This window comes from Streptomyces sp. NPDC088794 (genome assembly GCF_044750545.1).
Classification (GTDB): Bacteria; Actinomycetota; Actinomycetes; order Streptomycetales; family Streptomycetaceae; genus Streptomyces.
Genome location: NZ_JBIVKB010000004.1, coordinates 196,159 through 219,475 on the forward strand (window position 1 = coordinate 196,159; position 23,317 = coordinate 219,475).

General features: G+C 70.9%; 19 protein-coding genes. 9 read left to right on the forward strand and 10 right to left on the reverse strand.

All coding sequences use genetic code 11. From position 1 onward, the window contains the following. Positions 1-323: 323 nt before the first annotated feature. Complete coding sequence (locus ACIP6U_RS13385; protein WP_401715948.1) at positions 324-989, forward strand: HAD family hydrolase; 666 nt, start codon at positions 324-326, stop codon at positions 987-989. Here ACIP6U_RS13385 and ACIP6U_RS13390 read toward each other — a convergent pair. Beyond that, positions 968-1,216 (reverse strand): hypothetical protein, encoded by a 249-nt coding sequence (locus ACIP6U_RS13390; RefSeq protein WP_124004060.1) that lies wholly within the window; start codon positions 1,214-1,216, stop codon positions 968-970. The genes ACIP6U_RS13385 and ACIP6U_RS13390 overlap by 22 nt on opposite strands. 163 nt (positions 1,217-1,379) lie before the next feature. Between ACIP6U_RS13390 and ACIP6U_RS13395 the strand changes: the two genes are divergently transcribed. Then, a complete protein-coding gene (locus ACIP6U_RS13395; RefSeq protein ID WP_124004059.1) occupies positions 1,380-1,763 on the forward strand; it encodes a cold-shock protein in 384 nt (127 codons plus the stop codon). A 39-nt stretch (positions 1,764-1,802) separates the two neighbouring features. On the opposite strand, the gene ACIP6U_RS13400 is transcribed toward ACIP6U_RS13395, so the two are convergent. The 4 genes from ACIP6U_RS13400 to ACIP6U_RS13415 form a co-directional block, all read right to left on the reverse strand. Then, positions 1,803-2,666, reverse strand: a complete 864-nt coding sequence (locus ACIP6U_RS13400; RefSeq protein ID WP_401715952.1) for a 1,4-dihydroxy-6-naphthoate synthase — start codon at positions 2,664-2,666, stop codon at positions 1,803-1,805. Next, positions 2,644-3,393 carry a futalosine hydrolase gene (locus ACIP6U_RS13405; protein ID WP_401715955.1) on the reverse strand — a complete coding sequence of 250 codons (750 nt, stop codon included), beginning with the start codon at positions 3,391-3,393 and terminating at the stop codon, positions 2,644-2,646. Before ACIP6U_RS13405 ends, ACIP6U_RS13400 begins: the two co-directional genes overlap by 23 nt. Next, positions 3,363-3,875: a DUF2771 domain-containing protein gene (locus tag ACIP6U_RS13410; protein WP_124004056.1), complete on the reverse strand. Its 513-nt coding sequence runs from the start codon at positions 3,873-3,875 to the stop codon at positions 3,363-3,365. Before ACIP6U_RS13410 ends, ACIP6U_RS13405 begins: the two co-directional genes overlap by 31 nt. Positions 3,876-4,109: 234 nt before the next feature. Further along, on the reverse strand, positions 4,110-5,534 hold the full coding sequence (locus ACIP6U_RS13415) for an MFS transporter (RefSeq protein WP_401715958.1): 1,425 nt from the start codon (positions 5,532-5,534) through the stop codon (positions 4,110-4,112). A 300-nt stretch (positions 5,535-5,834) separates the two neighbouring features. Between ACIP6U_RS13415 and ACIP6U_RS13420 the strand changes: the two genes are divergently transcribed. From ACIP6U_RS13420 to ACIP6U_RS13430, 3 genes are all read left to right on the forward strand, one after another. Beyond that, a complete protein-coding gene (locus tag ACIP6U_RS13420; protein WP_401715961.1) occupies positions 5,835-6,761 on the forward strand; it encodes a DUF3027 domain-containing protein in 927 nt (308 codons plus the stop codon). A 243-nt stretch (positions 6,762-7,004) separates the two neighbouring features. Further along, complete coding sequence (locus tag ACIP6U_RS13425) at positions 7,005-7,856, forward strand: alpha/beta fold hydrolase (protein ID WP_401715964.1); 852 nt, start codon at positions 7,005-7,007, stop codon at positions 7,854-7,856. A 129-nt stretch (positions 7,857-7,985) separates the two neighbouring features. Beyond that, positions 7,986-11,111: a sacsin N-terminal ATP-binding-like domain-containing protein gene (locus ACIP6U_RS13430; RefSeq protein WP_401715966.1), complete on the forward strand. Its 3,126-nt coding sequence runs from the start codon at positions 7,986-7,988 to the stop codon at positions 11,109-11,111. 64 nt (positions 11,112-11,175) lie between these two features. Here the strand turns inward: ACIP6U_RS13430 and ACIP6U_RS13435 are convergent, their stop codons facing one another. Then, the gene (locus tag ACIP6U_RS13435; protein ID WP_401715969.1) at positions 11,176-11,565 is read right to left on the reverse strand and encodes a hypothetical protein; all 390 of its coding nucleotides are present in this window, start codon (positions 11,563-11,565) and stop codon (positions 11,176-11,178) included. A 7-nt stretch (positions 11,566-11,572) separates the two neighbouring features. Continuing rightward, entirely contained in the window at positions 11,573-15,043 is a 3,471-nt protein-coding gene (locus tag ACIP6U_RS13440; RefSeq protein ID WP_401715972.1) for an ALF repeat-containing protein, read from the reverse strand. 632 nt (positions 15,044-15,675) lie between these two features. On the opposite strand from ACIP6U_RS13440, the gene ACIP6U_RS13445 reads away from it, so the two are divergent. From ACIP6U_RS13445 to ACIP6U_RS13455, 3 genes are all read left to right on the forward strand, one after another. After that, entirely contained in the window at positions 15,676-16,053 is a 378-nt protein-coding gene (locus tag ACIP6U_RS13445; RefSeq protein ID WP_401716969.1) for a hypothetical protein, read from the forward strand. A 68-nt stretch (positions 16,054-16,121) separates the two neighbouring features. Beyond that, positions 16,122-17,708, forward strand: a complete 1,587-nt coding sequence (locus ACIP6U_RS13450; protein ID WP_401715975.1) for an FG-GAP-like repeat-containing protein — start codon at positions 16,122-16,124, stop codon at positions 17,706-17,708. A gap of 156 nt (positions 17,709-17,864) precedes the next feature. After that, entirely contained in the window at positions 17,865-18,743 is an 879-nt protein-coding gene (locus ACIP6U_RS13455) for a hypothetical protein (RefSeq protein WP_401715978.1), read from the forward strand. A 44-nt stretch (positions 18,744-18,787) separates the two neighbouring features. Here the strand turns inward: ACIP6U_RS13455 and ACIP6U_RS13460 are convergent, their stop codons facing one another. Both ACIP6U_RS13460 and ACIP6U_RS13465 read right to left on the reverse strand, forming a co-directional pair. After that, positions 18,788-21,181 (reverse strand): HAD-IC family P-type ATPase, encoded by a 2,394-nt coding sequence (locus ACIP6U_RS13460; protein WP_401715981.1) that lies wholly within the window; start codon positions 21,179-21,181, stop codon positions 18,788-18,790. A gap of 95 nt (positions 21,182-21,276) precedes the next feature. Further along, entirely contained in the window at positions 21,277-21,582 is a 306-nt protein-coding gene (locus ACIP6U_RS13465; protein ID WP_401715983.1) for a DUF2530 domain-containing protein, read from the reverse strand. A gap of 112 nt (positions 21,583-21,694) precedes the next feature. Between ACIP6U_RS13465 and ACIP6U_RS13470 the strand changes: the two genes are divergently transcribed. Continuing rightward, complete coding sequence (locus ACIP6U_RS13470) at positions 21,695-23,101, forward strand: NCS2 family permease (RefSeq protein WP_401715986.1); 1,407 nt, start codon at positions 21,695-21,697, stop codon at positions 23,099-23,101. Positions 23,102-23,123: 22 nt separating this feature from the next. Here the strand turns inward: ACIP6U_RS13470 and ACIP6U_RS13475 are convergent, their stop codons facing one another. Beyond that, on the reverse strand, positions 23,124-23,306 hold the full coding sequence (locus tag ACIP6U_RS13475) for a ribbon-helix-helix protein, CopG family (protein WP_124004047.1): 183 nt from the start codon (positions 23,304-23,306) through the stop codon (positions 23,124-23,126). Positions 23,307-23,317 lie beyond the last annotated feature (11 nt).

Here is a 23,317-nt window from a genome sequence, read left to right on the forward strand (position 1 = left end):
GTGCGCCGAGCGGACATCGGCTGCCCCGCCACTCCGCTCGGCCGCGTTGTCCCGCTCGCTCCCGGCGGACGTGGTGGCTGTGCGGCGGTGGGCGGGTCACGCTGTCATCGTCGGCCGTGTCGCCTCGCTCGGCGGCGCTGTCCTGCTCGGCCCCGCGCCTCGCTCTGCCCCCGCTCCTGGCGCGCCCGGATGCCGTCGGGCCGGAAGGAAGCGTGCCGCCCTCTCCCCGACGGGCAGTCGTCGCCTGCCGGGGCCGTCTGCCGACGGCGGGTCGGTGTACGTCACACCGGCCGGACGTCTCCCCGGCACCCCGCCTGGGCACAATGGCCGATATGGCCTCCACTAGCCCCACCCCCGAGCGCACCGCCGACTCCGGCCCCCTCACCGTCGGCTTCGACCTCGACATGACCCTCATCGACTCCCGGCCCGGCATCCGCGCGTGCTTCCTCGCGCTGGCCGAGCGGACGGGGACGTACATCGACGCCGACCTGACGATCACCCGGCTGGGACCGCCGCTCGCCCAGGAGTTGATCCACTGGTTCCCGGCGGAGAAGGTCGAGGCCATGGGGGATCTCTACCGTTCCATGTACCCCTCGTTCGCCATCGAGGCGACCCCCGCGATGCCCGGCGCCCGCGAGGCGATCGACGCCGTGCAGGCGGCCGGCGGGCGGGCGATCGTCGTCACCGCCAAGTACGAGCCCAACGCGAAGCTGCACCTGGAGCACCTCGGCCTGGCCCCCGACGAGGTCGTCGGAGACCTGTGGGCCGAGCAGAAGGCCCAGGCGCTGCGCGAGCACGACGCGGGCGTCTACGTCGGTGACCACGTCGGGGACGTCCGCGGGGCGCGCACGGCCGGTGCCCTGTCCGTGGCCGTGGCGACCGGGCCGTGCGACGCCGAGGAGTTGACGGCGGCCGGGGCGGACGTCGTCCTCACGGATCTGACGGAGTTCCCCGCGTGGCTGGCCAACTACCGTCCGGCGCGCGCCTGACGGCGGCCCGCCGCAATCGACTGGAGCACGCCGGCACCGGCGACGAGGAAGCCGACGCCCATGAGCATGCTCAGTCCGAACATGTACGTCGGAAATGGTTTCGCATGGAGGAAGAGCGGAGCCACTGTGACGAGTGTGGCCACCGCACCGATGAAGAACACGATGGCACCGGCACGGATCAGTCGGTCACCGGGCCCGGCGGAATTCGTTTGGGTTTTGTCACGCACCGGACCAGGGTAGTTCCCAGCCCGAAGGAACAACCCGGCGACGTCTTGTCACCGGCCTGAAGACCATTAGCCTTGGTACCGGCGGGTCCCGACGACCCGCCCCAGTGCTATCAAGAGCCGTTTCAGAAGCAGTTTTCCGACGAGTACGAGGACGAGGACAGACGTGCCCACCGGCAAAGTCAAGTGGTTCAACAGCGAGAAGGGCTTCGGCTTTCTCTCCCGCGACGACGGCGGTGACGTCTTCGTCCATTCCTCGGTCCTCCCCGCCGGAGTCGAGACGCTCAAGCCCGGTCAGCGGGTGGAGTTCGGAGTGGTCGCGGGCCAACGCGGCGACCAGGCCCTTTCGGTGACCGTTCTCGACCCGACCCCCTCCGTCGCGGCGGCGACCCGCAAGAAGCCCGACGAACTGGCCTCCATCGTGCAGGACTTGACGACGCTCCTGGAGAACATCACGCCGATGCTGGAGCGCGGTCGCTATCCGGACAAGCCGGCCGGCAAGAAGATCGCCGGTCTGCTGCGCGCGGTCGCCGACCAACTCGACGTATAAGCCACGTAAGTCACCCACAAGTCGCGGACAAGTCACCCGTCACGGAAATTTCAGTGCCTCCGGGCCGAGGGGCGGAACCAGTCCCTCGGCCGCCGCGCGCGTCAACAGGCCACGGATTGCCGCATAGCCGGCCTCGCCGAGGTCCGCGGTGAATTCGTTGACGTACAGGCCGATGTGCTGGTCGGCGACGGACGGGTCCATTTCCTGGGCGTGTTCCATGACGTACGGGCGGGAGACCTCGGGGTCGGCCCACGCGGCCCGCACCGAGACGCGGATCGACTCGGCGAGCGTTTCCAGCCTTTCCGCGCCCAGTGAGCGCTTCGCGATGATCGCGCCCAACGGGATCGGCAGCCCCGTCGTGTTCTCCCAGTGCTCGCCCATGTCCGCGAGCTTGTGCAGCCCGTAGTTCTGGAACGTGAAGCGCGCCTCGTGGATGACGAGACCCGCGTCGACCTTCCCGTCCCGCACGGCCGGCATGATCTCGTGGAACGGCATGACGACGATCTCGCCGACCCCGCCCGGGATCGTGTCCGCGGCCCAGAGGCGGAACAGCAGATACGCCGTCGACCGCTCGCTGGGCACCGCGACCGTCCGGCCGGTGAGGTCGACGCCCGCCTCGCGAGTGAGCACCAGCGGGCCGCAGCCCCGGCCCAGCGCGCCCCCGCACGGCAGCAGCGCGTACTCGTCGAGGACGTACGGCAGGACGGCGTACGACACTTTCAGGACGTCCAACTCGCCGCGTTCGGCCATGCCGTTGGTGATGTCGATGTCCGCGAAGGTCACGTCGAGCGCGGGCGCGTGAGGCACGCGGCCGTGTGCGAGGGCGTCGAAGACGAAGGTGTCGTTGGGGCAGGGGGAGTAGGCGATCTGCAGCCGCTGCTCACCGGTCGTGTGGGTCGTCATACGGGTTCCAACTCTCCAGGACGGGCGCGAACTTCCCGAAGCCCTCGGTCAGGGCCGCGAGGGCGTCGCCGATGCGCCAGGCGGCGCGGTCGCGCGGGCCCACGGGGTTGGAGACCGCGCGTACTTCCAGGACGGGCACGCCGTGCGAGGCGGCGGCCTCCGCGACCCCGAAGCCCTCCATCGCCTCGGCCAGCGCGCGGGGGTGGCGGGCGCGCAGTTCGGCGGCGCGGGCGGCGGTGCCGGTCACCGTCGAGACGGTCAGTACGGCTCCGGTGCGCGCGCCGGTCGCGGCCGTGAGATCTCGTACGAGTGATTCCGGGGGGCGGTGGGTGACGGTGCCGAAGCCGAGGTCGGTGACCGGGACGAAGCCGTCGGCGGTCTCGGCGCCCAGGTCGGCGGCGGTGATCTCGTCGGCGACGACGAGGGAGCCGGCGGGCGCCTCGGGCTGGAAGCCGCCGGCGATGCCCGCGGAGACGACCAGGGTGTAGGGGGCGCCTTCGAGGGCGGCGGTGGTGAGGGCTGTGGCGGTGGAGGCGGCGGCGAGGGCCGGGCCGACCCCGGCGGCGATGACGTCGACGCTCACGCCGGCCGTGCTGTCAGCCGTGGTGTGGGTCGTGAACGCCCGTGCCACCGCGTCCCGTTCGGCGGGGACGGCGGTGGCCACGAGGACGCGGAACGCCCGTGCGGCGGACGTGATCAGTCGTCCTTCTTCAGCTTGAACGACCACAGACCGGTGACCGTGTCGCTGTTCTTCTTGCCGTCGGCGGCCTTGATGGAGACCAGGGTGGAGTTGCCCTGGGCGCCGTACTGGGCGTTGAAGAAGACGCTGCCCGGGATCGTGCGGTACGTCTTGTCGCTGTCCTCGGTGAGCGGCTGGCCGTTCATCAGGATCGTCCAGCGCTTGTCGGCGACGTCGGGGTCGACGCCGAAGCGGACCGTCTCGTCGGGGTCGACGCTGATGGACTTGATGTCGTCGTCCTTGAGGCACGCGGCGAGGTCCGCGGACTTCAGGGCCTTGCCCTCGCCGCCACAGGTGGCCTCTTCGCTGACCGAGGAGCGGCCGACCGTGATCGTCGACAGCGGCGTGGGCTTGTCGCAGGCCGAGAGGACGAGCAGTCCGGCGGATACCGCGCCGGCGGCGGCGACGGCGCGACGGCGTCGCACAGCGCGGAGCATGTCGGCGGCTTCGCCGCGAGGCATCGAGGTCATGGGGCGAAGGTTATCGGGCGCGTCCGGCCCGCTCCCCAGGTGGGGTGCGGCGTGCCGGTGGGTGGGCCTGACCGGCGGATCGGGTCGGCCGTGCGACGCGGCACGTCCTGACCGGGCCGGGCGGGCCGGACGGCCGTGCGGCAGCGGAGGAGGAGGTCGGCGACGCGATCGGAGGGGCGGCCACCGGCGACGGGCGTGGCGCGCCCGCGGGTCCGGCCGATCCGCTGGACCGGCCTACGCCACCCGGGGCTTGGAGGAGCCGCCGTGGCGGGCCGAGCCCAGCAGGCCGCGGGTCGTGGTCAGCCAGCCGAGGGTGAGGACGGCGGCGGCCACGCACAGGCCGAGGGTGCCGTTCAGGGGCATCACGATGCCGATCGCGCCGCCCAGGACCCAGGCCATCTGGAGCATGGTCTCGGACCGGGCGAACGCCGAGGTGCGCACCGTCTCGGGCACGTCCCGCTGGATCAGCGCGTCCAGGGACAGCTTGGACAGCGCCTGCGAGAAGCCGGCGACCGCGGCCAGACAGGCCACCAGGAACGCGCCGAAGAAGATCGCGGCGACCACCGCCGCGCCCAGCACGAACGCCAGCATCACCACGATGATGATCTCCGGTGCCCGGGATCTGAGCCAGGCCCCGAACGCCGTACCGATCGCGTTCCCCACGCCCGCCGAGACGGCCACTATGCCCAGCGACACGGCCGCGCTGGACCCGGTCAGCGGATGCTCGCGCAGCAGGAACGCGAGGAAGAAGGTCAGGAAGCCCGACAGCCAGCGCAGGGCCGCGTTGGCGCCGAGTGCGTGGGTGACCGCGCGGCCGACCGTCCGCAGCCCCGGGCGCTTGACCGGCCGCAGGTGCGGTCCGTGCAGGTGCTCCTCGTCGGAGGCGAGCAGCGCCACGTCCTCGTCCTTGGCCGAGTCGACCTTGGGCGGCAGGGTGAAGGACAGGAACGTACCGGCGACGTAGATCACGAAGGCGCCGTACAGCGGCCAGCGCGGTCCGATCGCCTGCAACCCGGCCCCGACGGGCGCGGCCGCGGCGGTGGCGAGGAGCCCGCCCAGGGTCACCCGGGAATTGGCCTTCACCAGCGAGATGCGGGGTGGCAGCAGCCGGGGCACCACGGCGCTTCTGATCACGCCGTACGCCTTCGACGCGACCAGCACGCCGAGCGCGGCCGGATACAGCTCCAGGCTGCCGGTGGCGACCGCGCCGGAGATGATCAGCGCGAGCAGGGCGCGGGCCAGCATGGAACCGGCCATCGCGGCCCGGCGGCCGTGCGGAAGGCGGTCCAGGAGCGGGCCGATCACGGGGGCGAGGACGGTGAAGGGCGCCATCGTGATGGCGAGATAGAGGGCGACCCGGCCGCGGGCCTCGTCCGTCGGCACGGAGAAGAAGACCGTGGAGGCGAGGGCGACCGTGATCATCACATCGCCCGCGCCGTTCACACCGTGCAGTTCGATCAGCTTGCCGAGACCGGATTCGCCGGCGCCGTGCGCGTGGGTCGCCTTCCTGATTCCCCTGGCCGTGCCGGTCACCGGGAAGTGCAGGGCACGACCGACCGCGCGGACGGGTCCGCCGATCCGGCCCGAGCCGCCACCTTGACCTTTCCCCTTGACCCCACCGACACCGGTGGCTCCGTGGGGCGTCCTCGCGGTTGCCACCCCGTCATAGTGCCCCGAGAAAGCTGTGGGTAGTGCGGTTACCGCGCGTATGAACGCTTATGAAGCGATGAACCATCACGTCGGTGTAGGCCGAGCGGTCGCGAGAAGGTAGCGTGCGTAGCGCGTCGTGGCGAACGTTCTCGGCCGCGCGCCTCTCTGTCATCCCGCAGAATGGACGATGAGGTGCGCCCGAGTGCGATCGGGCGTGGACGTCGACGCGGTCCTTCGGTCCGCTCCGTCCGCATCCGCCGCCTTCAGGCCGGCGCACCCGAGTGACGGCGTAGGAGAGAAGCGATACCTGTGAGCGCAGCGACCACGCGAAGCCGGACCACCGACCGCCTGTGCGCCGAGGCCGTCGACCTCGCCCGCGCCGCCGCCGAGGAGGCCGCCGCGCCCGGCGTGGTCGGCGAGCACTCGGGTCTCCAGGCCGACGGCGACCGGGTCGTCACGCACTTCTTCGAGTGCAAGGAGCTCGGCTACCGGGGCTGGCGCTGGGCCGTGACGGTCGCCCGCGCCTCCCGCGCCAAGCTGGTCACGCTGGACGAGGTCGTCCTGCTCCCCGGCCCGGACGCGTTGCTCGCGCCCGAGTGGGTGCCGTGGAGCGAGCGCCTGCGCCCCGGCGACATGGGCCCCGGCGACCTGTTGCCCACCGACGCCGAGGACCTGCGCCTGGAGCCCGGCTACACGGGCGTGGAGGACCCCGCGCCCGACTCCGCCGTCTCCGAGGAGATGGCCGAGCTGGTCGACGCGGAGGACATCGAACTCACCGAGGGCGTCCCGGCCGACCTGCCCGTCGCGCCGACCCGCGGCTCGATCGCCGCCGTCGCCGAGGAACTCGGCATGCGCCGCGCCCGCGTCCTGTCGCGCTACGGACTGCACGTCGCCGCCGACCGCTGGGAGGAGTCCTTCGGCTCCGAGACCCCCATGGCCCAGGCCGCCCCCGCCGCCTGCGTCAGCTGCGGCTTCCTCCAGCCCATCGGCGGCTCCCTCGGCCAGGCCTTCGGCGTCTGCGCCAACGAGTTCTCCCCGGCGGACGGCCGCGTGGTGTCCCTCTCGTACGGCTGCGGCGGCCACTCCGAGGCCGCGGTCATGCCCAAACCGCCCCAGCCGGCCCTCCCGGTGATCGACGAGACCCAGGTGGACCCGTTCCCGCTGCGACCGGCGGCGGATTCGGGGTCGGTGCCGGTCGTCTCCGACGAGGACGGCGCGGAGTTGGGGCACTCCTGACCGGGTGGGGGCACTCCTGACGGGGTGGGGTGCTCCTGGCGGGTGGGGCACTCCTGGCGGAGCCGGGGGCACTTCTGGCGGAGCCGGGCATTCCTGCTTCGGCTAGGTCATATAGCGGATGCCAGCGCGAAAGCGCTCCTCATAGGGTCCGTCTCAGGTCGCGCCGAGCGGGTCGTACCGAGCAGGTCACGGCGAGCGCGTCGCCCGTGTGCGGTCGAGCCCACCCCATGCCTGAGGAGTCCCATGAGTACCGAGGTTTCCCGCCGTCATGTACTGGCCGCCGGCGCGGCGCTGGCCGGCTCCGCGGCGCTGATCGCCGGTTCGGAAGGCACGGCCGGCGCCGCGCCGGCCCCCGCCGGCACCGGTGCGGAGAAGTCCAGGGCGAAGCCCACCATCGTGCTGGTGCACGGCGGTTACGCCGACTCGTCCTGCTGGAACGCCACCATCGCGAAGCTTCAGGACAAGGGCTACACCACGATCTCCGCGGCCAACCCGCTGCGGGGCATCCCGACCGACGCCCCCTACGTCGCGAGCCTGCTGGACTCCATCAGCGGACCGGTCGTGCTGGTCGCGCACTCCATGGGCGGCACGGTCATCACGAACGCCGCCGCCGGGAAGGCGAACGTCAAGGCGCTGGTCTACATCGCGGCCTTCGTGCCCGACGTGGGCGAGACGCAGGGCGAGCTCATCACCAAGTTCCCCGGCAGCGAGGTCGAGCCGGTCAGCGTGCCGGTCCCGTACACGAAGGCCGACGGCACGACCGGAATCGATCTGTACCTAGGCAAGGACGGCCAGGCGGCCTTCGCGGCCGACATCTCCACCGCCGACTTCCGCGTCCTCCAGGCCACCCAGCGGCCGTTCGACGCCGACTCCTTCACCTTCCCGACCACGGCCGCCGCCTGGAGGTCGATCCCGTCGTGGGGCCTGGTCGCCGGCCGGGACAAGGCGATCCCGCCGGCCTGCGAGCGCTGGATGTACAGCCGCGCGAACGCGCGCAAGATCGTCGAAGTACCCCGCTCGTCGCACGTCGTGATGCTCAGTCACCCCAAGGCCGTCGCCGACCTCATCACGGAGGCCGCAAGGTCGGTCGGCTGACGCCCGTGCGGAGCGCCCCGGTCCCGGACCACGGACCGGGGCGCTGCGCACGCCGGGGCCGACCACCGCTTTCCGTCGCCGTGCCGCACGGGCTGTACCTTCATCCTCACGTCGATGAGGAGAGTGAACGTGAGCAAGTTCGTGCGGCCGGCCCCCGAGGGAGCGGACCCCTTCGGCACCGCGCGCCTGCGGCGGGGCGTGCTCGACGCCTGGGCCACCAGCCCCGCCCGCTTCCGTGAGGACGCGAACGCCGAGGAGGACCTGGTCCTCGGCGGCTACCGCGACCGCCTCGTCGTCGAACTCGCCCAGAACGCCGCCGACGCGGCCGCCAGGGCAGGCGTTCCCGGCCGGCTCCGGCTCACCCTGCGCGACGGCGTTCTCGTCGCCGCCAACACCGGCGCCCACCTCGACGCGGCCGGCGTCGAATCGCTGTCCACGCTCCGCGCGAGCGCCAAGCGGGACACGCCCTCCGTCGGCCGCTTCGGCGTCGGATTCGCCTCCGTCCTCGCCGTCACCGACGAGCCCGCCGTCGTCGGGCGGCACGGCGGGGTGCGCTGGTCGCTCGCCGAGGCCCGTGAGCAGGCCGCCGAGACCGCCCGGCACAGTCCGGGGCTCGGGGACGAGGTCCGGCGCCGGGACGGCCATGTGCCGCTGCTGAGGCTCCCGTTCGCCGCCGAGGGCACCGCCCCCGACCCGTACGACACCGCCGTCATCCTGCCCCTGCGGGACACGGCCGCCGCCGACCTCGCCGAGCGGCTCCTGGCCGCCGTGGACGACGCTCTGCTCCTCGCCCTGCCGGGGCTCGCGGAGGTCGTCATCGAGACCGACACCGTCCGCACGCTGCGCCGCGGCAGCGACGGCGCCCTCACCGTCGTGGAGGACTCCCTGCACGGGAGCACCCGTTGGCGTACCGCCGCCGCGAACGGGCCGCTCACGCCCGATCTGCTCGCCGACCGGCCGGTGGAGGAGCGGCTGCGGCCGTTCTGGTCGGTGACGTGGGCGGTGCCGGTGGACGCCGAGGGCGCGCCCGAGCGGCCCCGGACCAGTCCGTACGTCCATGCCCCGACCCCCAGCGACGAACTGCTCGGCGTGCCCGCGCTGCTCATCGCCTCCCTCCCGCTGGACACCACCCGCCGGCATGCCGCGCCCGGTCCGCTGACCGACTTCGTCGTGCAGCGGGCGGCGGACGCGTACGTCGAACTCCTCGCCGGCTGGCGGCCGGTGGGGGAGGGGATCATCGGCCTGGTACCCGGGCCGCTCGGGAAGGGGGAGCTGGACGGGACCCTGCGCGCGGCGATCCTGGAGCGGCTGCCGCGGACCGCGTTCCTGCCGCGCGCGCAACCGGCCGTGCTTCCTGTGCTCGACGAGCAGGACTCCGAGCTGCCGGAGGCGCTGCGTCCGCGGGACGCGGAGATCGTCGAGGGCGCCGGCGACGACACCGTGCGCGTGCTGGCCGAGGTCCTGCCGACCCTTCTCCCCGCCGGGCTCGAACGGCGCGTGGAACTGCGGACGTTGGGCGTGGCCCGGGTGCCGCTGACCGACGCGGTGGACCGGCTGGCCGGCCTGGAGAAGGAGCCCAGCTGGTGGCAGCGGCTGTACGACAGCCTCGCCGGGGTCGATCCCGACCGGCTCACCGGGCTGCCGGTACCGCTCGCCGACGGGCGTACGACCATCGGGCCCCGGCAGGTGCTGCTGCCCACGTCGGACGCGCTGACCGACCCCGAGGTGCTCGCGCGGCTCGGGCTCAAGGTCGCGCACCCGGACGCCGCCCACCCGCTGCTGGAGAAGCTGGGCGCGCTGCCCGCGACGCCCCGGGCCGTGCTCACCACGCCCCAGGTGCGGGCCGCCGTCGCCGCGTCTCTCGACGACGAGGGCGCCCTTGACTGGGAGCAGGAGGCGCCCGACGCCGAGGAGTTGGCCGACACGGTCCTCGCGCTGGTGCGGGACGCGGGTCTGGAGCCCGGTGACGAACCGTGGCTCGGCGCGCTCGCACTACCCGACGAGGAGGGCGAGTTGGCGCCCGCCGGTGAACTCGTGTTCCCCGGCAGCCCCTTCGCCGAGGTCATCCGCGAGGACGAACTCGCCGCCGTCGACACCGAGTTGGCCGAGAAGTGGGGCCGGCAGCCGCTGGCCGCCTGCGGTGTCCTCGCCGACTTCGCGCTCGTGCGCGCCACCGACGTCGTCCTCGACCCCGACGAACTGGAGCCCCGGGACGGCGACTTCGCCGAACCCGACGACGCCGGGCTGCTGGACGCGGTGGACGTATGGAGCGAGGACGTCCTGGACCGCTTCCCGGACTCGCCGGTCCCGCCGGTCGCCACGGAACTGATCGCCGTACGCGACCTGGACCTGGTGGACGACGACAAGTGGCCCCAGGCGCTGGCCATGCTGTCCCGCCCTCCCCTGCGTGACGCTTTGGTCCAACCGGTCCGCATCCTCCTCCACGACGGCACCCACGAGCTGGTACGCCCGTACACGGCGTGGTGGCTGCGCGGAAACCCGGTCCTGGACGGCCGCCGCCCCGCGGGCCTGCTGGCGGCGGGCGGCGACCCGTTGCTCCGCGGCCTGTACGACGAGGCGGACGCGACGGGCTTCGACGACGAACAGGTACTGCGCGCGCTGGGCGTCCGCACGTCGGTGGCGGCGCTGCTGGACGAGCCGGGCGGCGCGGCGGAACTCCTGGACCGCCTGGCCGACCCGGACCGCCGGGTCACCGGGGCCCAACTGCACGCGATCTACGGAGCGTTGGCGGACCTGGACCCGGATCAGGTCACCCTGCCGGACGAGCTACGGGCCGTAGTGGACGGCGAGGTGACCGTCGTCGACGCGACCGACGCGATGGTCGTCGACTCCCCGGACCTGCTCCCCTTCACGGACGGCGTCCCCTTGCTGCCGGTCCGCCCGGCGCGGGCCGCGGAGTTGGCGGAGCTGTTCCAGGTACGGCGGTTGAGCGAGTCGGTCACCGGCTCGGTGGACTCCGAGGGCACGGAACACGACGTACCGGAGTCGGTACAGGTGTTGCTGGGCGACCGCACCCCGACGACGTACGTCGAGCACGAGGAACTGGTCGTCGACGGCGTGGAGCTGGACTGGCGCCTCACGGCGGACGGGGTGCTGCACGCGTCCACGGTCGAGGGCGTGGCCGCGGGCCTGTCCTGGGCGGCCCGCCAGTGGCCGCGGCGCTTCGAGGTGGCGGCGCTGCTGGAGGATCCTTCACGGACGGAGGAACTGGGGCGGGATCGCTGGTTCGACTGAGTTGGCTGAGTAGACAGGATGGCTCCCCACCCGTTCCGGTGGGGAGCCTCCGGCCGTTCCTGTTTCAGCCGATCGTGCGCGCGTACAGAGCTTCGTACTGCGTATACATCTGGGCGAGCTGCCGTGGGTCGTCTCGTACGTCCAGGAATTCGAGGACGAGCGAGAGCAGGCTCTCGGTGGCCTCTCGATCCTGATCCGGGTGCAGAGGGCCCAAGTGTTTCCAGCCTCGGAACTCGAATTCGGGAAGGGCTCGTTGGAGGACGAGCACATGCCAGTGGAGACTGCTGCATTCGCCTCCGCGCACAACGAGCCACTCCGTGAAACCCCGCAGCAGCCCACCGGAGCTGGCCATGTCGAACCCCTCGAGGAACATGGCGGTCGGGTAGTAGCAGCCGTTCAGGCCGAACAAGCTCGGTCTGTCACGGATCCCCTCGACGAACTCCTTGTCGTTCACTTGCCTCCTAGAACCCAAAGTGGATCGCGTCGTGCCAAAGCCACTTGGATTTGAACTCCGAGACAGTCTCCCCGCCTCGCCCTGTCCAGGCGTCGTAGACCCGGTTGTTGTATACAACCACTACATGGTTGCGCCACCCCGACTCCTGGCCTCGGTAGGGGGGAAGATAGGCCGACATCGTCGGCAGGATGGTGAAGATCTCGCCGCCTCCGAGGCTGTCTCGAATATCCCGAGCACAGACCTCACAACCGGAAGAACCGGGAATTTCCGACACGCTCCTGGGAAGCCCGGGAACGTCGTGGTCCGCGCAGGAAAGCCCTCCTTGTCCCGCGGCTTGGGTCACACTCGCGTAGGCCAACGAGGATCGTAGCGGCGCCTTGCCGGCGATCTTGCAGCCGCGCTTAAGCAGCTTCAGTTCGTCGTACACCCGTTCCAGGGACTTGAGCTTGGCGCTGAGGAGTGCGTCGATCGCTACGCCCTTGCAGTTGTCGAAGTCCTTTTTCTGGAGGCACTTCTCGAACTGGCTGAGGCCCAGCAACTCCTTCTCGGCGTTCCACAGTTGCTCCATGGCATCGCCGAACTCCTTGCCGTTCGCGACGATCTCGCAGGCGATCTCCGACTGCTGGCACCACCGGGCGAAGTCCTGCGGATCGCACGGGACCATGCCCTGCTGGCAGCGGTAGATCTCGGCGGCACGCTGGCCGTTGTCGTTCTTGGCCTTCTCCTTGGCCGCGACAGCCGCCTTGCGCCGGGCCTCCTCTTCCTCCCGGTACTTCTTGACCGTGACGATGAACGCGTCGGTCGCCGCCTTGAGCGCCGCATCCGCGTCCTTGCCCGCCGCGACCGCCGACTTGCGCGCGTCCTCGGCGTAGTACGCGGCGTTCGACGCGGCGGCCTGGGCGGTCTCCGAGGAGAGCGTGGCGTCGGCCGCGGACCGGGCCGCGTCGTGGGCCGAGACATCCGCACGGTTCGCGGCGTCACGGGCCGTCTTCGCCGACGCGGCGGCCTGGGTGGCCGACGCCTCCGCGTCCTTCGCGTACTGGTCGGCCTGCGTCGCGTACTCGTTGGCCTTGGTCGCAGCCGCGTCCGCCTTCTTGGCCCATGCCGTGGCCTCGGCCGACGCCTTGCGGGCGGTGGCGGCGACCTTCTGGGCGGTCGCGGCGTTCTTCTGGGCGGTGGCCGCGACCTTCGCCGCGTCGGCTATCAGCTTCTGGACCTGTGCCACATGGGTGGCGGCCAGATAGTCCTTGCGCTGAGCCTTGTACTGGCCGGAGACCACGAACGCGTGCAGTGCCTCCGGCGAGCCCTCCAGGGCGACCCGGGCCGCCGACTTCACCTCGGGGCTGCCGCTGTCGACGAGTTGCGCGGCCCTGACCCGCTCGTCCTGGGTCCGCGCGGTCCCCTGCGTGGTGACCAGGAACTCGCTGTACTTCTTGGGGTCGCCCGTGGCCAGCGCCTTGCGGCCGGCCTCGGTGACGATGGGCCCGGCCCCGGAGAGGGCCTGGGCGATGGCGACGCGCATGCCCTCGGCAGCGGCCTGGTACTGCCCGTTGTCGACGAACGCGGTGATCGCGGCGGCGTCACCGTCGAGGGCGGCCTCGGCCGCGTCGCGCACGGCCTTGTCCTCGCTCTCCTCGGCGAGACGTTCCACGTAGGAGCGTTCGTCCTGCTGCTCCGCGGTCTTCCAGCCGTTGCGCAGATAGTCGACGACCACCTCGTCGGGGCCGGACAGCGCGGCCTCCGCGGCGCCGCGGCCCCAGGCCGTACCGCCCTTCATCGCCCGCACGGCCAGATCGCGGCCCTGCTTGGCGACGGACGCGAGATCCGCGCCGGGTTCGGCGGCCTTGGCGACCAGCCGGTCCCGTTCGGTCCTGCGGTCCTTGACCTCCTTCTCCGACGAGGCCTGTGCGGTGGTGCGGGCGTCGTAGGCGGCCTTGTCGTCCTTGGCCAGCTCGATGCCCGCGTTGGTACGGCCCAGCAGTTCCTCGCCCTCGACCTCGCGGGCGAGCTTGTAGACACCCTGGGCGGTGATCACGGCGTCGGCGGCGACGTTCGCGGCCGTGGTGGCGGCGTTCGCGTGCTCGGTCGACTTGGCGGCTGCCTGCGCCGCGTCGCCGGCGTGGTCGGCCGCTTCCAAGGCGGCCTTGGCGGCGTTCTTGGCGTGCGTGGCCGCCGACCTGGCGGCGTCCCGGGCCTCGCGGGCCGCGGTGGCCGCCTTGCGGGCCAGGGCTTCGGCGGCGGCCGCGGCACGGTTGGCCTCGGCCGCGTGACGCTTGGCGGTGGCCGCGGCGGCGCGGGCCTCGGCGGCGGCGGAGCTCGACTCGCCCGCGTAGTTGCCGGCCTCGATCGCGGCGTTGGCGGCGGCGGTGGCGTTGGTGCCGGCACTGGCCGCCGAGTGCGCGGCGTCGCCGGCCGCGTCGGCCGCCTTCGCGGCCTGGTCCGCGGCGTCGGCCGCCAGGTTGGCGCCTTCGGCGGCCTTCTCGGCGTCCTGGGCAGCGGTACGCGCGGCGCTCGCGTTGTTGGCGTCCACCGCGGCATCGGCGGCGGCGTTGCGGGCGCGGGAGGCGGCCTGGGAGGCACCGGCCGCTGCGGCTGCTGCCTGGGAGGCCGCGTTGGCGGCCACCCGGGCCGAGTTGTTCGCCGCGTTGGCCGCGTCGATCGCCCGCTGTGCGGAGGCCGCGGCCTGGGCCGCCGCGGTGGCGGCCCGCTTGGCGGCCCGGGCGGCCTTGGCGGTGTCGTCCTTGGCCGCCTTGGCCTCCGCCTCCGCCTCCTGCGCGGCCTCCTTGGCCAGCTGAGAGGCCTTGACCGCGTTGGCGGACTCGGTCTTCGCCGCGGCCGTCTGCTCGGCGGCCTGGCGTCCCGCTTCCTTCGCCTGCGCGGCGAGTTCGGCGATGGTGGCGTGTTCCTGGTCCTTCGCGCGGGCGACGAACTGGCCGATCTCCAGGAACTCCCGGATGTCCTCGGCGCTGCCGCTCAGCGCGATGCGTCCGGCCGCCCGGACGTTGGTGCCGCCCACGCTGACGATCTGGACGAGCTGCACCCGCTCGTCCTGCTCACGCTGGACGTACTGGCCCTTGGCCAGGAACTCGCGGATGTCGTCGGACGAGCCGTTCAGCGCGGCGCGTCCGGCGTCCTGCACGTTGGCGCCGGCGGTGTCGATGATCTGGGCGACCCGGACGCGGTTGTCCTGCTGCATCGGGGCTTCCCAGCCCCAGCTCAGGAACGTCTCCAGTTCCTCGCGGGTGCCGGTCAGCGCGGTGCGTGCCGCGGTCAGCAGCTCCGATCCGCCGAGGGAGGCGAACTGCGCGGCGGTGACCCGCTCGTCCTGGAACGCCACGCCGTCGGCCGCGGCGAGGAAGGTCTGCACGTCGGTGTCGCTGCCGGTCAGGGCCGCCTCGGCGGCGGCCTTCACACCAGGACCGCCCGCTTTCCAGTAGTCCACGACCAGGCCGCGGTCCGCGGGGTCGACGGCGGACACGGCGGCGGGTATGCCGTCCGTCGGACCCGCGGCGGCCGTGGCGGGCGGTGCGCTCAGCAGGCCGACGGCGAGGGCGAGCGGCAGCAGACCCAGTGCGGCTCTACGGAGGACGTGTGGTCGTGTTCTTTTCCCGGCGCTATCGAACTGGTCAGTTCTTCGATTCACTGGGTACCCGTCTCGGTAATCGGCGACGACCCCCGTTGTGTGAGTCGCCGAATGGTCGGCGGGTAAGCATATCCATGGCATGTCCCAAGGGTTTGATCCGGCTGACGAAAAATAGCTGTTGACGTTGATCGTGACTATGCCTAAGGTATACCTCGACTTTGCTGTGGACATGACCGGCCTGACCAGCCGGAATCTCGTCCTGGCCTGAGGACTTCAGGGGGTTGAGGGGGACCGGATGCGCTCGGCGCAGGCCGGATGATCAGGGCTTTTTTACTTTTTGACCGCATCCTGGCGCGACTCCGCGCGCTGCGAGGAGCCGCGCCGGAGGGGACTTTTTCGTGCCTTTCCGCGCCCGAAATCTTTTTATCTCCGGAACTGCTCTGGCGTTTGCCACGCTCGCCGGAATTTCTGTGGCTTCTGCCGACGATCCGCCGAAATCGCCGTCGGCGGAAAATCCTCCTGCCTTGGTGGAGGACTATGTCTATCCCGGTGCCGATCGAATTTTGGCGGAAAAGGGAATCAAGCTGAAGAAGGGCGACGGTCGTATTCTGCTGGCCGACTGCGACGAGGCCGCCCAGCAGATCCGCGTGCTGGCCGTCGCGGACTCCTCCGCGAACCGCGCGGGTACGTACTGCTTCAAGGCCGTCGGGAAGGCCGGCTGGCTCACGCTGGAGCTCTCCAGGGTCTTCGCCGTGGAAGCCGCGGACCACCCGATCGTCGCCGACCTCACCGCGAACGGCACGACCACGTCGGTCCCCGTCGAGCAGGGCGGATGGGCCTCCGTCGGTGAGGGGACCGTCGGCGGCGCCAGGTCGGTCCTGGTCGAGCTGCGCGTCACCGGCTGATCCCCACCCTTCCGCACGCTTCGCGGGACCGCCGTCCCGCCGAGCCGAATTCCCCATGCGAGGCACACGTGAATGACGCCCGTCCGCGCAGAACGCGCACGGTGTGGGCCACCGGACTCGTGGCCGCGAGCCTGACGACAGGTCTGCTCGCCACCGCCCCACCCGCCCAGTCCGTCGTCGGCGACCAGGTCGCGGAGGGAGCCGACCAGTACGTGGTCAAGCTCCACATCGGGGGCAGCGTCGCCGGCCACCCCGACGACGAACGCAGTTGCTCCGGCACCCTGGTCGACCCCCAGTGGGTCCTCACCTCGGCGAGCTGCTTCGCCGCGAACCCGCAGCAGCCGACCGCACTCACCCGGGGCGCGCCGCCCCTGCCCACCGTGGTGACCGCCGACGGCAACAAGCCCACGGCGAGTGCCGAGCTGAAGCAGAAGGTGCGCGAGATCGTGCCGTATCAGGGCCGCGACCTGGTCATGGCCCGGCTCGACGACCCGACGACCGCCGCCGACAAACTGGACGGTCCGTTCCCCGACATCGGCATCGCTCAGCTCTCCGGCGCCGCACCGGTCCAGGGCGGTCAGCTGCGAGCCGTCGGCTACGGCCGTACCAGACTCGAATGGACCCCCGAGCGCGCCCACACCGGTTCCTACGGTGTGGACCTCGTCAATCCGACGACCCTCGCGATCTCACCCGCCGCGAGCGGCGGTGCCCTGTGCAAGGGAGACGCCGGTGCGCCCGTGCTCAACTCCGGCGGCAGGGTCGTGGGAGTGGTCAGTGCGGCTTGGGAGGGCGGGTGCTTCAACTCGGAGGAGACCCGCAACGGAGCCGTCGCCACCCGGGTCGACGACATGGCGGACTGGGTCCAGCAGGTGCGGCTCTCCGGTCAGCAGCAGGAGATCACCGACGTCATGACGGCGGCCGACTTCGACGGTGACGGCCGTACGGACATCGTCTCGCTGATGAAGCCCGGCAGGGCTCACATGTTCCAGGGCCGGTCGGACGGGACGTTGCAGTTCGGGGGCTACCTGACTCCCGTCGGGCGCGTCAACCAGAAGCGGCTCGTCGCGGGAGACTTCGACGACACGCACGGAATCGAACTGATTTCGGCCGACAGCGACGGAGAGCTCGTTCTGCACAGCCAGCGTGCCTGGCCGTTGTCGCGGTACGACAGAACCCCGTTGTGGACCGATGCCACGTGGAAGGACGGTCTGCCCGCCGCCGCCCTGCGGATAGGGAAGGAAGCCCGGCAGACCCTGCTCTTCCAGTGGCCCGACGGCTCCCTGTACACCTACAAGCGGGACACCGCGGGCAACCTGGTCAACCAGAAGAAGTCGATGTGGCCGGACAAGACGTGGAAGAAGAAGCTCATCGCCACCGCCGACTTCACCGGTGACGGCTGGGAAGACATCGCCGCCGTCGCCACCGACGGATCGCTGAGCCTCTACCCGGGCGCGGCGGACGGAACGTTCGGAAAGGCCCGTTCGATGTCGCCCGACAAGACCTGGGGCGCTCTGCGCACCCTGGTCGGCGGCGACTTCGACGGTGACGGCAAGGCGGACCTGGCCGCACTGGCATCCAACGGCGACCTGCGCTGGTACGCGGGCGACGGCCAGGGCGGACTCGCGGCCGGCAGGAGCATGTGGCCGACGCTCTGAGCACCTTCGGGGCGGCCGCTTCGGCCCCGGCGTGCAAGGCCTTCGCAATGCTCGAACAAAAATCCGCCGGACCGTACAACCATTCACAAGCGCCACAGATCTGAACCCGTGAGCCAACAGGCTCCACGATCACTTTCTCCCCCCAGAGGGAAACACATGCGTATACGTGCCACCGTGGCCGCCGTCACCGGCGCCCTGGCCCTCTCCGCCTTCGCCGCGCCGGCCTCGCAGGCCGCCGACTCCGCCTGGTTCGTCCAGGCGCAGGCCGCGAAGGCCCACGCCGGTCAGTCTGTGAGCTCCGCCAAGTCCGCGCTCGCCGCCGACGCGGCCGCGGCCGACCTGGGCGTCACCTTCTCCAACCTCAAGGTCGCCAAGGCCGTCAAGGTGGGCACCTCCGCCCACGTCAGCACCACGGTCACCTACACGCTGACCCACGGTGCGAACTACGACCTCACGTCGGACGACTTCGCCAACGGCCCGTACCTGTACAAGGGCAAGTTCGAGGCGCCCGACGCCGTGCTGTTCGGCTATGACGCGGCCACCTGCAACGCGACCTCGACCACCACCGCCAACTGCTCCGGCAAGATCGACATCTACCCGGGCGAGGGCGACCTGATCAACTCCGACGCCGGCAAGTGGTCGGCGGGTGCGCTCGCGCTGCAGTACAGCACCGGCGACGTCTCCGACCAGGGCGCCCTGGGCTCCACCCTCGTCCAGCGTGCCTCGCAGCTGACGGTCAACGCCGCCCCCGAGCCGGTGAAGAAGGGCAAGACCGTCACGGTCACCGGCAAGCTCAGCCGTGCCAACTGGGAGACCAACAAGTACGCCGGCTACGCCACCCAGAAGGTCGTGCTGCAGTTCCGCAAGAAGACCTCCAGCACCTACACCAACGTCAAGGGCATCACCTCGTCCTCGACGGGCACCCTGAAGACCACCACCAAGGCCACGGTCGACGGGTACTACCGCTTCACCTTCGCCGGCACCACCACGACCCCCGCGGTCAGCGCGGCGGGCGACTACGTCGACGTGAAGTAAACGGGCCCACACGCAGTGAACGGGCCTACGTCACGTAAGCCCGGCTAGACGGAAGCGCGGCGGTCGACCACCCTCCACACCACCTCCAGGGCGACCGCCGCGACCGCCGAGATGCCGACCGCGATCCACGGCATCGTCACGCCCACCAGCTTCAGTGCGAAGAAGTGCTGGAGCCAGGGCACGACGAGGACGAGGACGAAGGCCGCGGCCATCGAGGCGACCAGGGTCACCCGCCACCAGGTGTAGGGGCGGGCGATGATCGCCAGGACCCACATCGAGATCAGGAACAGCGTGAGCGTCGCCGCACTGGTCTCCGCGTCCAACGCCCCCTCGCCCGTGTAGTGGTGACGGGCGATCATGTACGTCACGAAGGTCGCCACCCCGGCCACCACCCCGCCCGGGATCGAGTACCGCATCACCCGCCGCACGAAGTGCGGTTTCGCCCGCTCCTTGTTGGGGGCCAGGGCGAGGAAGAAGGCCGGGATGCCGATGGTGAGGGTGGACAGCAGGGTCAAGTGCCGTGGCAGGAACGGGTATTCGACCTGGAAGCAGACCACCAGGATCGCCAGCAGCACCGAGTAGACCGTCTTCACCAGGAACAGCGTCGCGACCCGCGTGATGTTGCCGATGACCCGGCGCCCCTCCGCGACCACCGAAGGCAGCGTCGCGAAGCTGTTGTTGAGCAGCACGATCTGCGCGACCGCCCGGGTGGCCTCCGAGCCCGATCCCATGGCGACGCCGATGTCGGCGTCCTTGAGGGCGAGTACGTCGTTCACGCCGTCCCCGGTCATCGCGACCGTGTGCCCGCGTGACTGCAACGCGCCCACCATGTCCCGCTTCTGCTGCGGGGTGACCCGCCCGAAGACCGTGCCCTCGTCGAGGGACTTCGCCATCTCCTCCTGGGCGGAGGGGAGTTGGCGGGCGTCGAGCGTCGTACCCGTCAGGCCCAGCTTCGCCGCCACCGCGCCCACCGAGACCGCGTTGTCGCCGGAGATCACCTTGGCGTGCACGTCCTGCTCGGCGAAGTAGCGCAGGGTGTCGGCCGCGTCGGGGCGCAGCCGCTGCTCCAGGACGACCAGGGCGGCCGGCTCGGCGCCCCGGGCCACCTCGGGGTCGTCCAGGTCGCCGGTGGCGCGGGCCAACAGCAGGACGCGCAGGCCCTGTTCGTTCAGGCGGACGGTCTCGGCGAGGGCGGGGTCGGCGGGGGCCAGCAGCACGTCAGGCGCGCCCAGCAGCCACGTACTGGTCTCGCCGTCGCCCTCGCTGAAGCGGGCGCCGCTGTACTTGCGGGCCGAGGAGAAGGGCAGGGACTGCGTGCAGCGCCAGTCCTCGGCGTCCGGGTAGGCGTCGATGATGGCCTGGAGGGAGGCGTTGGGGCGCGGGTCGGACTCGCCGAGGGCGCCGAGCACTGTGCGTATGTAGGCCTCGTCCGTGCCCTTCAGGGGCCGGAGTTCGGTGACGTCCATGCCGCCCTCGGTGAGGGTGCCGGTCTTGTCGAGGCAGACGGTGTCGACGCGGGCGAGGCCCTCGATGGCGGGCAACTCCTGGACCAGGCACTGTTTTCGGCCAAGGCGGATGACGCCGATCGCGAACGCGACGGAGGTGAGCAGGACCAGGCCCTCCGGGACCATCGGCACGATGCCGCCGACCGTGCGCGCGATCGAGTCCTTGAGGTCGTTGTCCTTCACGAACAGCTGGCTGATGACCAGGCCGATCGCGGTCGGGATCATCATCCACGTCACGTACTTGAGGATCGTGGAGATGCCGGAGCGCAGTTCGGAGTGGACGAGCGTGAACCGGGAGGCCTCTTCGGCGAGTTGGGCGGCGTAGGCCTCGCGGCCCACCTTGGTCGCCCGGAACGCGCCGCCGCCGGCCACCACGAAACTGCCCGACATCACCTCGTCGCCGGGCCGCTTCACTACCGGGTCCGCCTCACCGGTGAGCAGCGACTCGTCGATCTCCAGGCCGTCGGCCTCCACGCACACGCCGTCGACGACCGCCTTGTCGCCGGGCCCGATCTCGATCAGGTCGTCCAGCACGATCTCCGAGGTGCTGACCTCGGCGGCGGTCCCGTCCCGCCGTACCGTCGGCTTGGCCTCCCCGATCACCGCCAGCGAGTCGAGGGTCTTCTTCGCCCGCCACTCCTGCACGATCCCGATGCCCGTGTTGGCGAGGATCACGTACCCGAACAGGCTGTCCTGGAGGGGTGCGACGGCCAGCATGATCAGCCAGAGCACACCGATGATCGCGTTGAACCGGGTGAACACGTTGGCCCGGACGATCTCGCCCATCGACCGACTGCTGCGGACGGGTACGTCGTTGACCTGCCCGCGCGCCACCCGCTCGGCGACCTCGGCGGCGCTCAGCCCACGCGCCGTCTCCGGCAGGGGTACGGGGTGCACAGGGTCGAGCTCGGCGCCGGCGTCGATGTGCGTCATGCCTTCGACGGTACGTGCGGATTTGCGGCTTCACCCGCCGAGTGCGCGGAAGATCCGACCTGGGGAGGAGTCGGGTCGTGCCGTGGTTGTAGGGCCTACGCCGTCGACCCTGATCCCGGGTCCGACGCGGCCCGGGCTCCGGTCCCCGCCTCCGCTGCCGCCGCCGCCCGCTTGAGCGCCGCGTCGCGCCCGCGGACGTACCAGATGCCGATGAACCCCAGACCGCCGCCGGCCAGGCATGTCCACAGCCACCACAGGTGTCCGTGGTCGTCGAACCAGCCGTAGAAGGGGAGCTGCACCAGGAAGAGGACGAACCAGACGGCCGTGAGGCCGGTGATGGTGGCGACCACGGGGCCCTCCAGGGGCTCCGGCGCCTCGTGCGTTGGTGTCCACTTCGCCATGCGCACAGCTTACGAGGCGTTTCCGTCTACGCGCGGAGATGGCGCTGACGACCTCATATGTTCATACTGAAACCGTTTTCCGTTTGTCCACTTCTGCTCGTAGGAACCTCCAATGGCCACCGGCACCACCGGCGCACTCGACCGCTACTTCAAGATCTCCGAGCGCGGCTCCACGCTGCCCCGTGAGATCCGTGGCGGCTTCGCCACCTTCTTCGCGATGGCCTACATCATCGTGCTGAACCCGATCATCCTGGGCAGCGCGAAGGACATGTACGGGCACCAGCTGGACAACGGTCAGCTCGTCACCGCGACGGCTCTGACCGCCGCCTTCACCACCCTGCTCATGGGTGTCATCGGCAACGTACCGATCGCGCTCGCCGCCGGTCTCGGCGTGAACTCGGTCGTCGCGCTCCAGCTCGCGCCCCGGATGTCCTGGCCGGACGCCATGGGCATGGTCGTGCTGGCCGGCCTCGTCGTGATGCTGCTGGTCGCCACCGGGCTGCGCGAGCGCGTGATGAACGCCGTGCCGTTCGGGCTGCGCAAGGCCATCGCCATCGGCATCGGCCTGTTCATCATGCTGATCGGCCTGGTCGACTCCGGCTTCGTCTCCCGCATCCCGGACGCCGCCCAGACCACCGTCCCGCTTCAGCTCGGCGGCGACGGGCACCTCAACGGCTGGCCGGTGCTGGTCTTCGTCCTCGGCGCGCTGCTCACCCTCGCGCTGATCGTGCGCAAGGTCCCCGGCGCGATCCTGATCTCGATCGTCGCGATGACGGTCCTCGCGGTGATCCTCGACGCCGTCGCGACGATCCCGTCCTGGGGCTTGACGACCCCCAAGTGGCCCGGCAACCCGGTCGCCACCCCGGACTTCGGCCTGATCGGGAAGTTCAGCCTGTTCGGCGGCTTCGACAAGGTCGGGGTGCTGACCGGCGTCCTGTTCGTCTTCACCGTGCTGCTGTCGTGCTTCTTCGACGCGATGGGCACGATCATGGGCGTCTCCGACGAGGCGAAGCTGACCGACGCCGAGGGGCAGATGCCCGGCATCAACAAGGTCCTCTTCGTCGACGGCATCGCGGTCGCGGCGGGCGGCGCCAGCTCCTCCTCGGCGACCACCTGCTTCGTGGAGTCCACGGCGGGCGTCGGCGAGGGCGCGCGCACCGGCTTCGCGAACATCGTCACCGGGGCGCTCTTCGCCGTCGCGCTGTTCCTGACGCCGGTGGCCACGATGGTCCCGTCCCAGGCGGCCACCCCGGCGCTGCTCGCGGTGGGCTTCCTGATCCTGGCCGGCTCGGTCAAGGAGATCGACTGGGCCGACCACACGATCGCGATCCCGGCCTTCGTCACGATGGTGATGATGCCCTTCACCTACTCGATCACCAACGGCATCGGGATGGGCTTCATCACCTTCGTGGTCCTGCGGCTGGTCGCCGGGCGCGGGCGCGAGATCCCGGTGGCCATGTACGTCGTGGCGGCGGTCTTCGGCTTCTACTACCTGATGCCGGCGCTGGGTCTGACGTGACCGGCGAGTGTGCCGGTTCCGCTCACGGAACCCCGTAGAACTTCTCTGTCTCCTCGACCGCGGTCTGGAACCGCTCGTCGAAGTCGTCGCGGATGAGCGTCTGGACCACGTAGTCCTGGACGCTCATTCCCCTTTTGGCCGCATGATCCCGGAGCCGGTCGAGCAGCTCCCCGTCTATCCGCAGGCTGAGCACACTGGTCCCCATGGAGACGAGGG

Bases quoted from the DNA above. Each gene is read 5' to 3' on its own strand.
- ACIP6U_RS13455 (WP_401715978.1), top strand. From the start codon at position 17,865: ATGCGTATACGTGCCACCGTGGCCGCCGTCACCGGCGCCCTGGCCCTC.
- ACIP6U_RS13460 (WP_401715981.1), bottom strand. From the start codon at position 21,181: ATGACGCACATCGACGCCGGCGCCGAGCTCGACCCTGTGCACCCCGTA.
- ACIP6U_RS13410 (WP_124004056.1), bottom strand. From the start codon at position 3,875: ATGACCTCGATGCCTCGCGGCGAAGCCGCCGACATGCTCCGCGCTGTG.
- ACIP6U_RS13475 (WP_124004047.1), bottom strand. From the start codon at position 23,306: ATGGGGACCAGTGTGCTCAGCCTGCGGATAGACGGGGAGCTGCTCGAC.
- ACIP6U_RS13425 (WP_401715964.1), top strand. From the start codon at position 7,005: ATGAGTACCGAGGTTTCCCGCCGTCATGTACTGGCCGCCGGCGCGGCG.
- ACIP6U_RS13470 (WP_401715986.1), top strand. From the start codon at position 21,695: ATGGCCACCGGCACCACCGGCGCACTCGACCGCTACTTCAAGATCTCC.
- ACIP6U_RS13465 (WP_401715983.1), bottom strand. From the start codon at position 21,582: ATGGCGAAGTGGACACCAACGCACGAGGCGCCGGAGCCCCTGGAGGGC.
- ACIP6U_RS13385 (WP_401715948.1), top strand. From the start codon at position 324: ATGGCCGATATGGCCTCCACTAGCCCCACCCCCGAGCGCACCGCCGAC.
- ACIP6U_RS13400 (WP_401715952.1), bottom strand. From the start codon at position 2,666: ATGACGACCCACACGACCGGTGAGCAGCGGCTGCAGATCGCCTACTCC.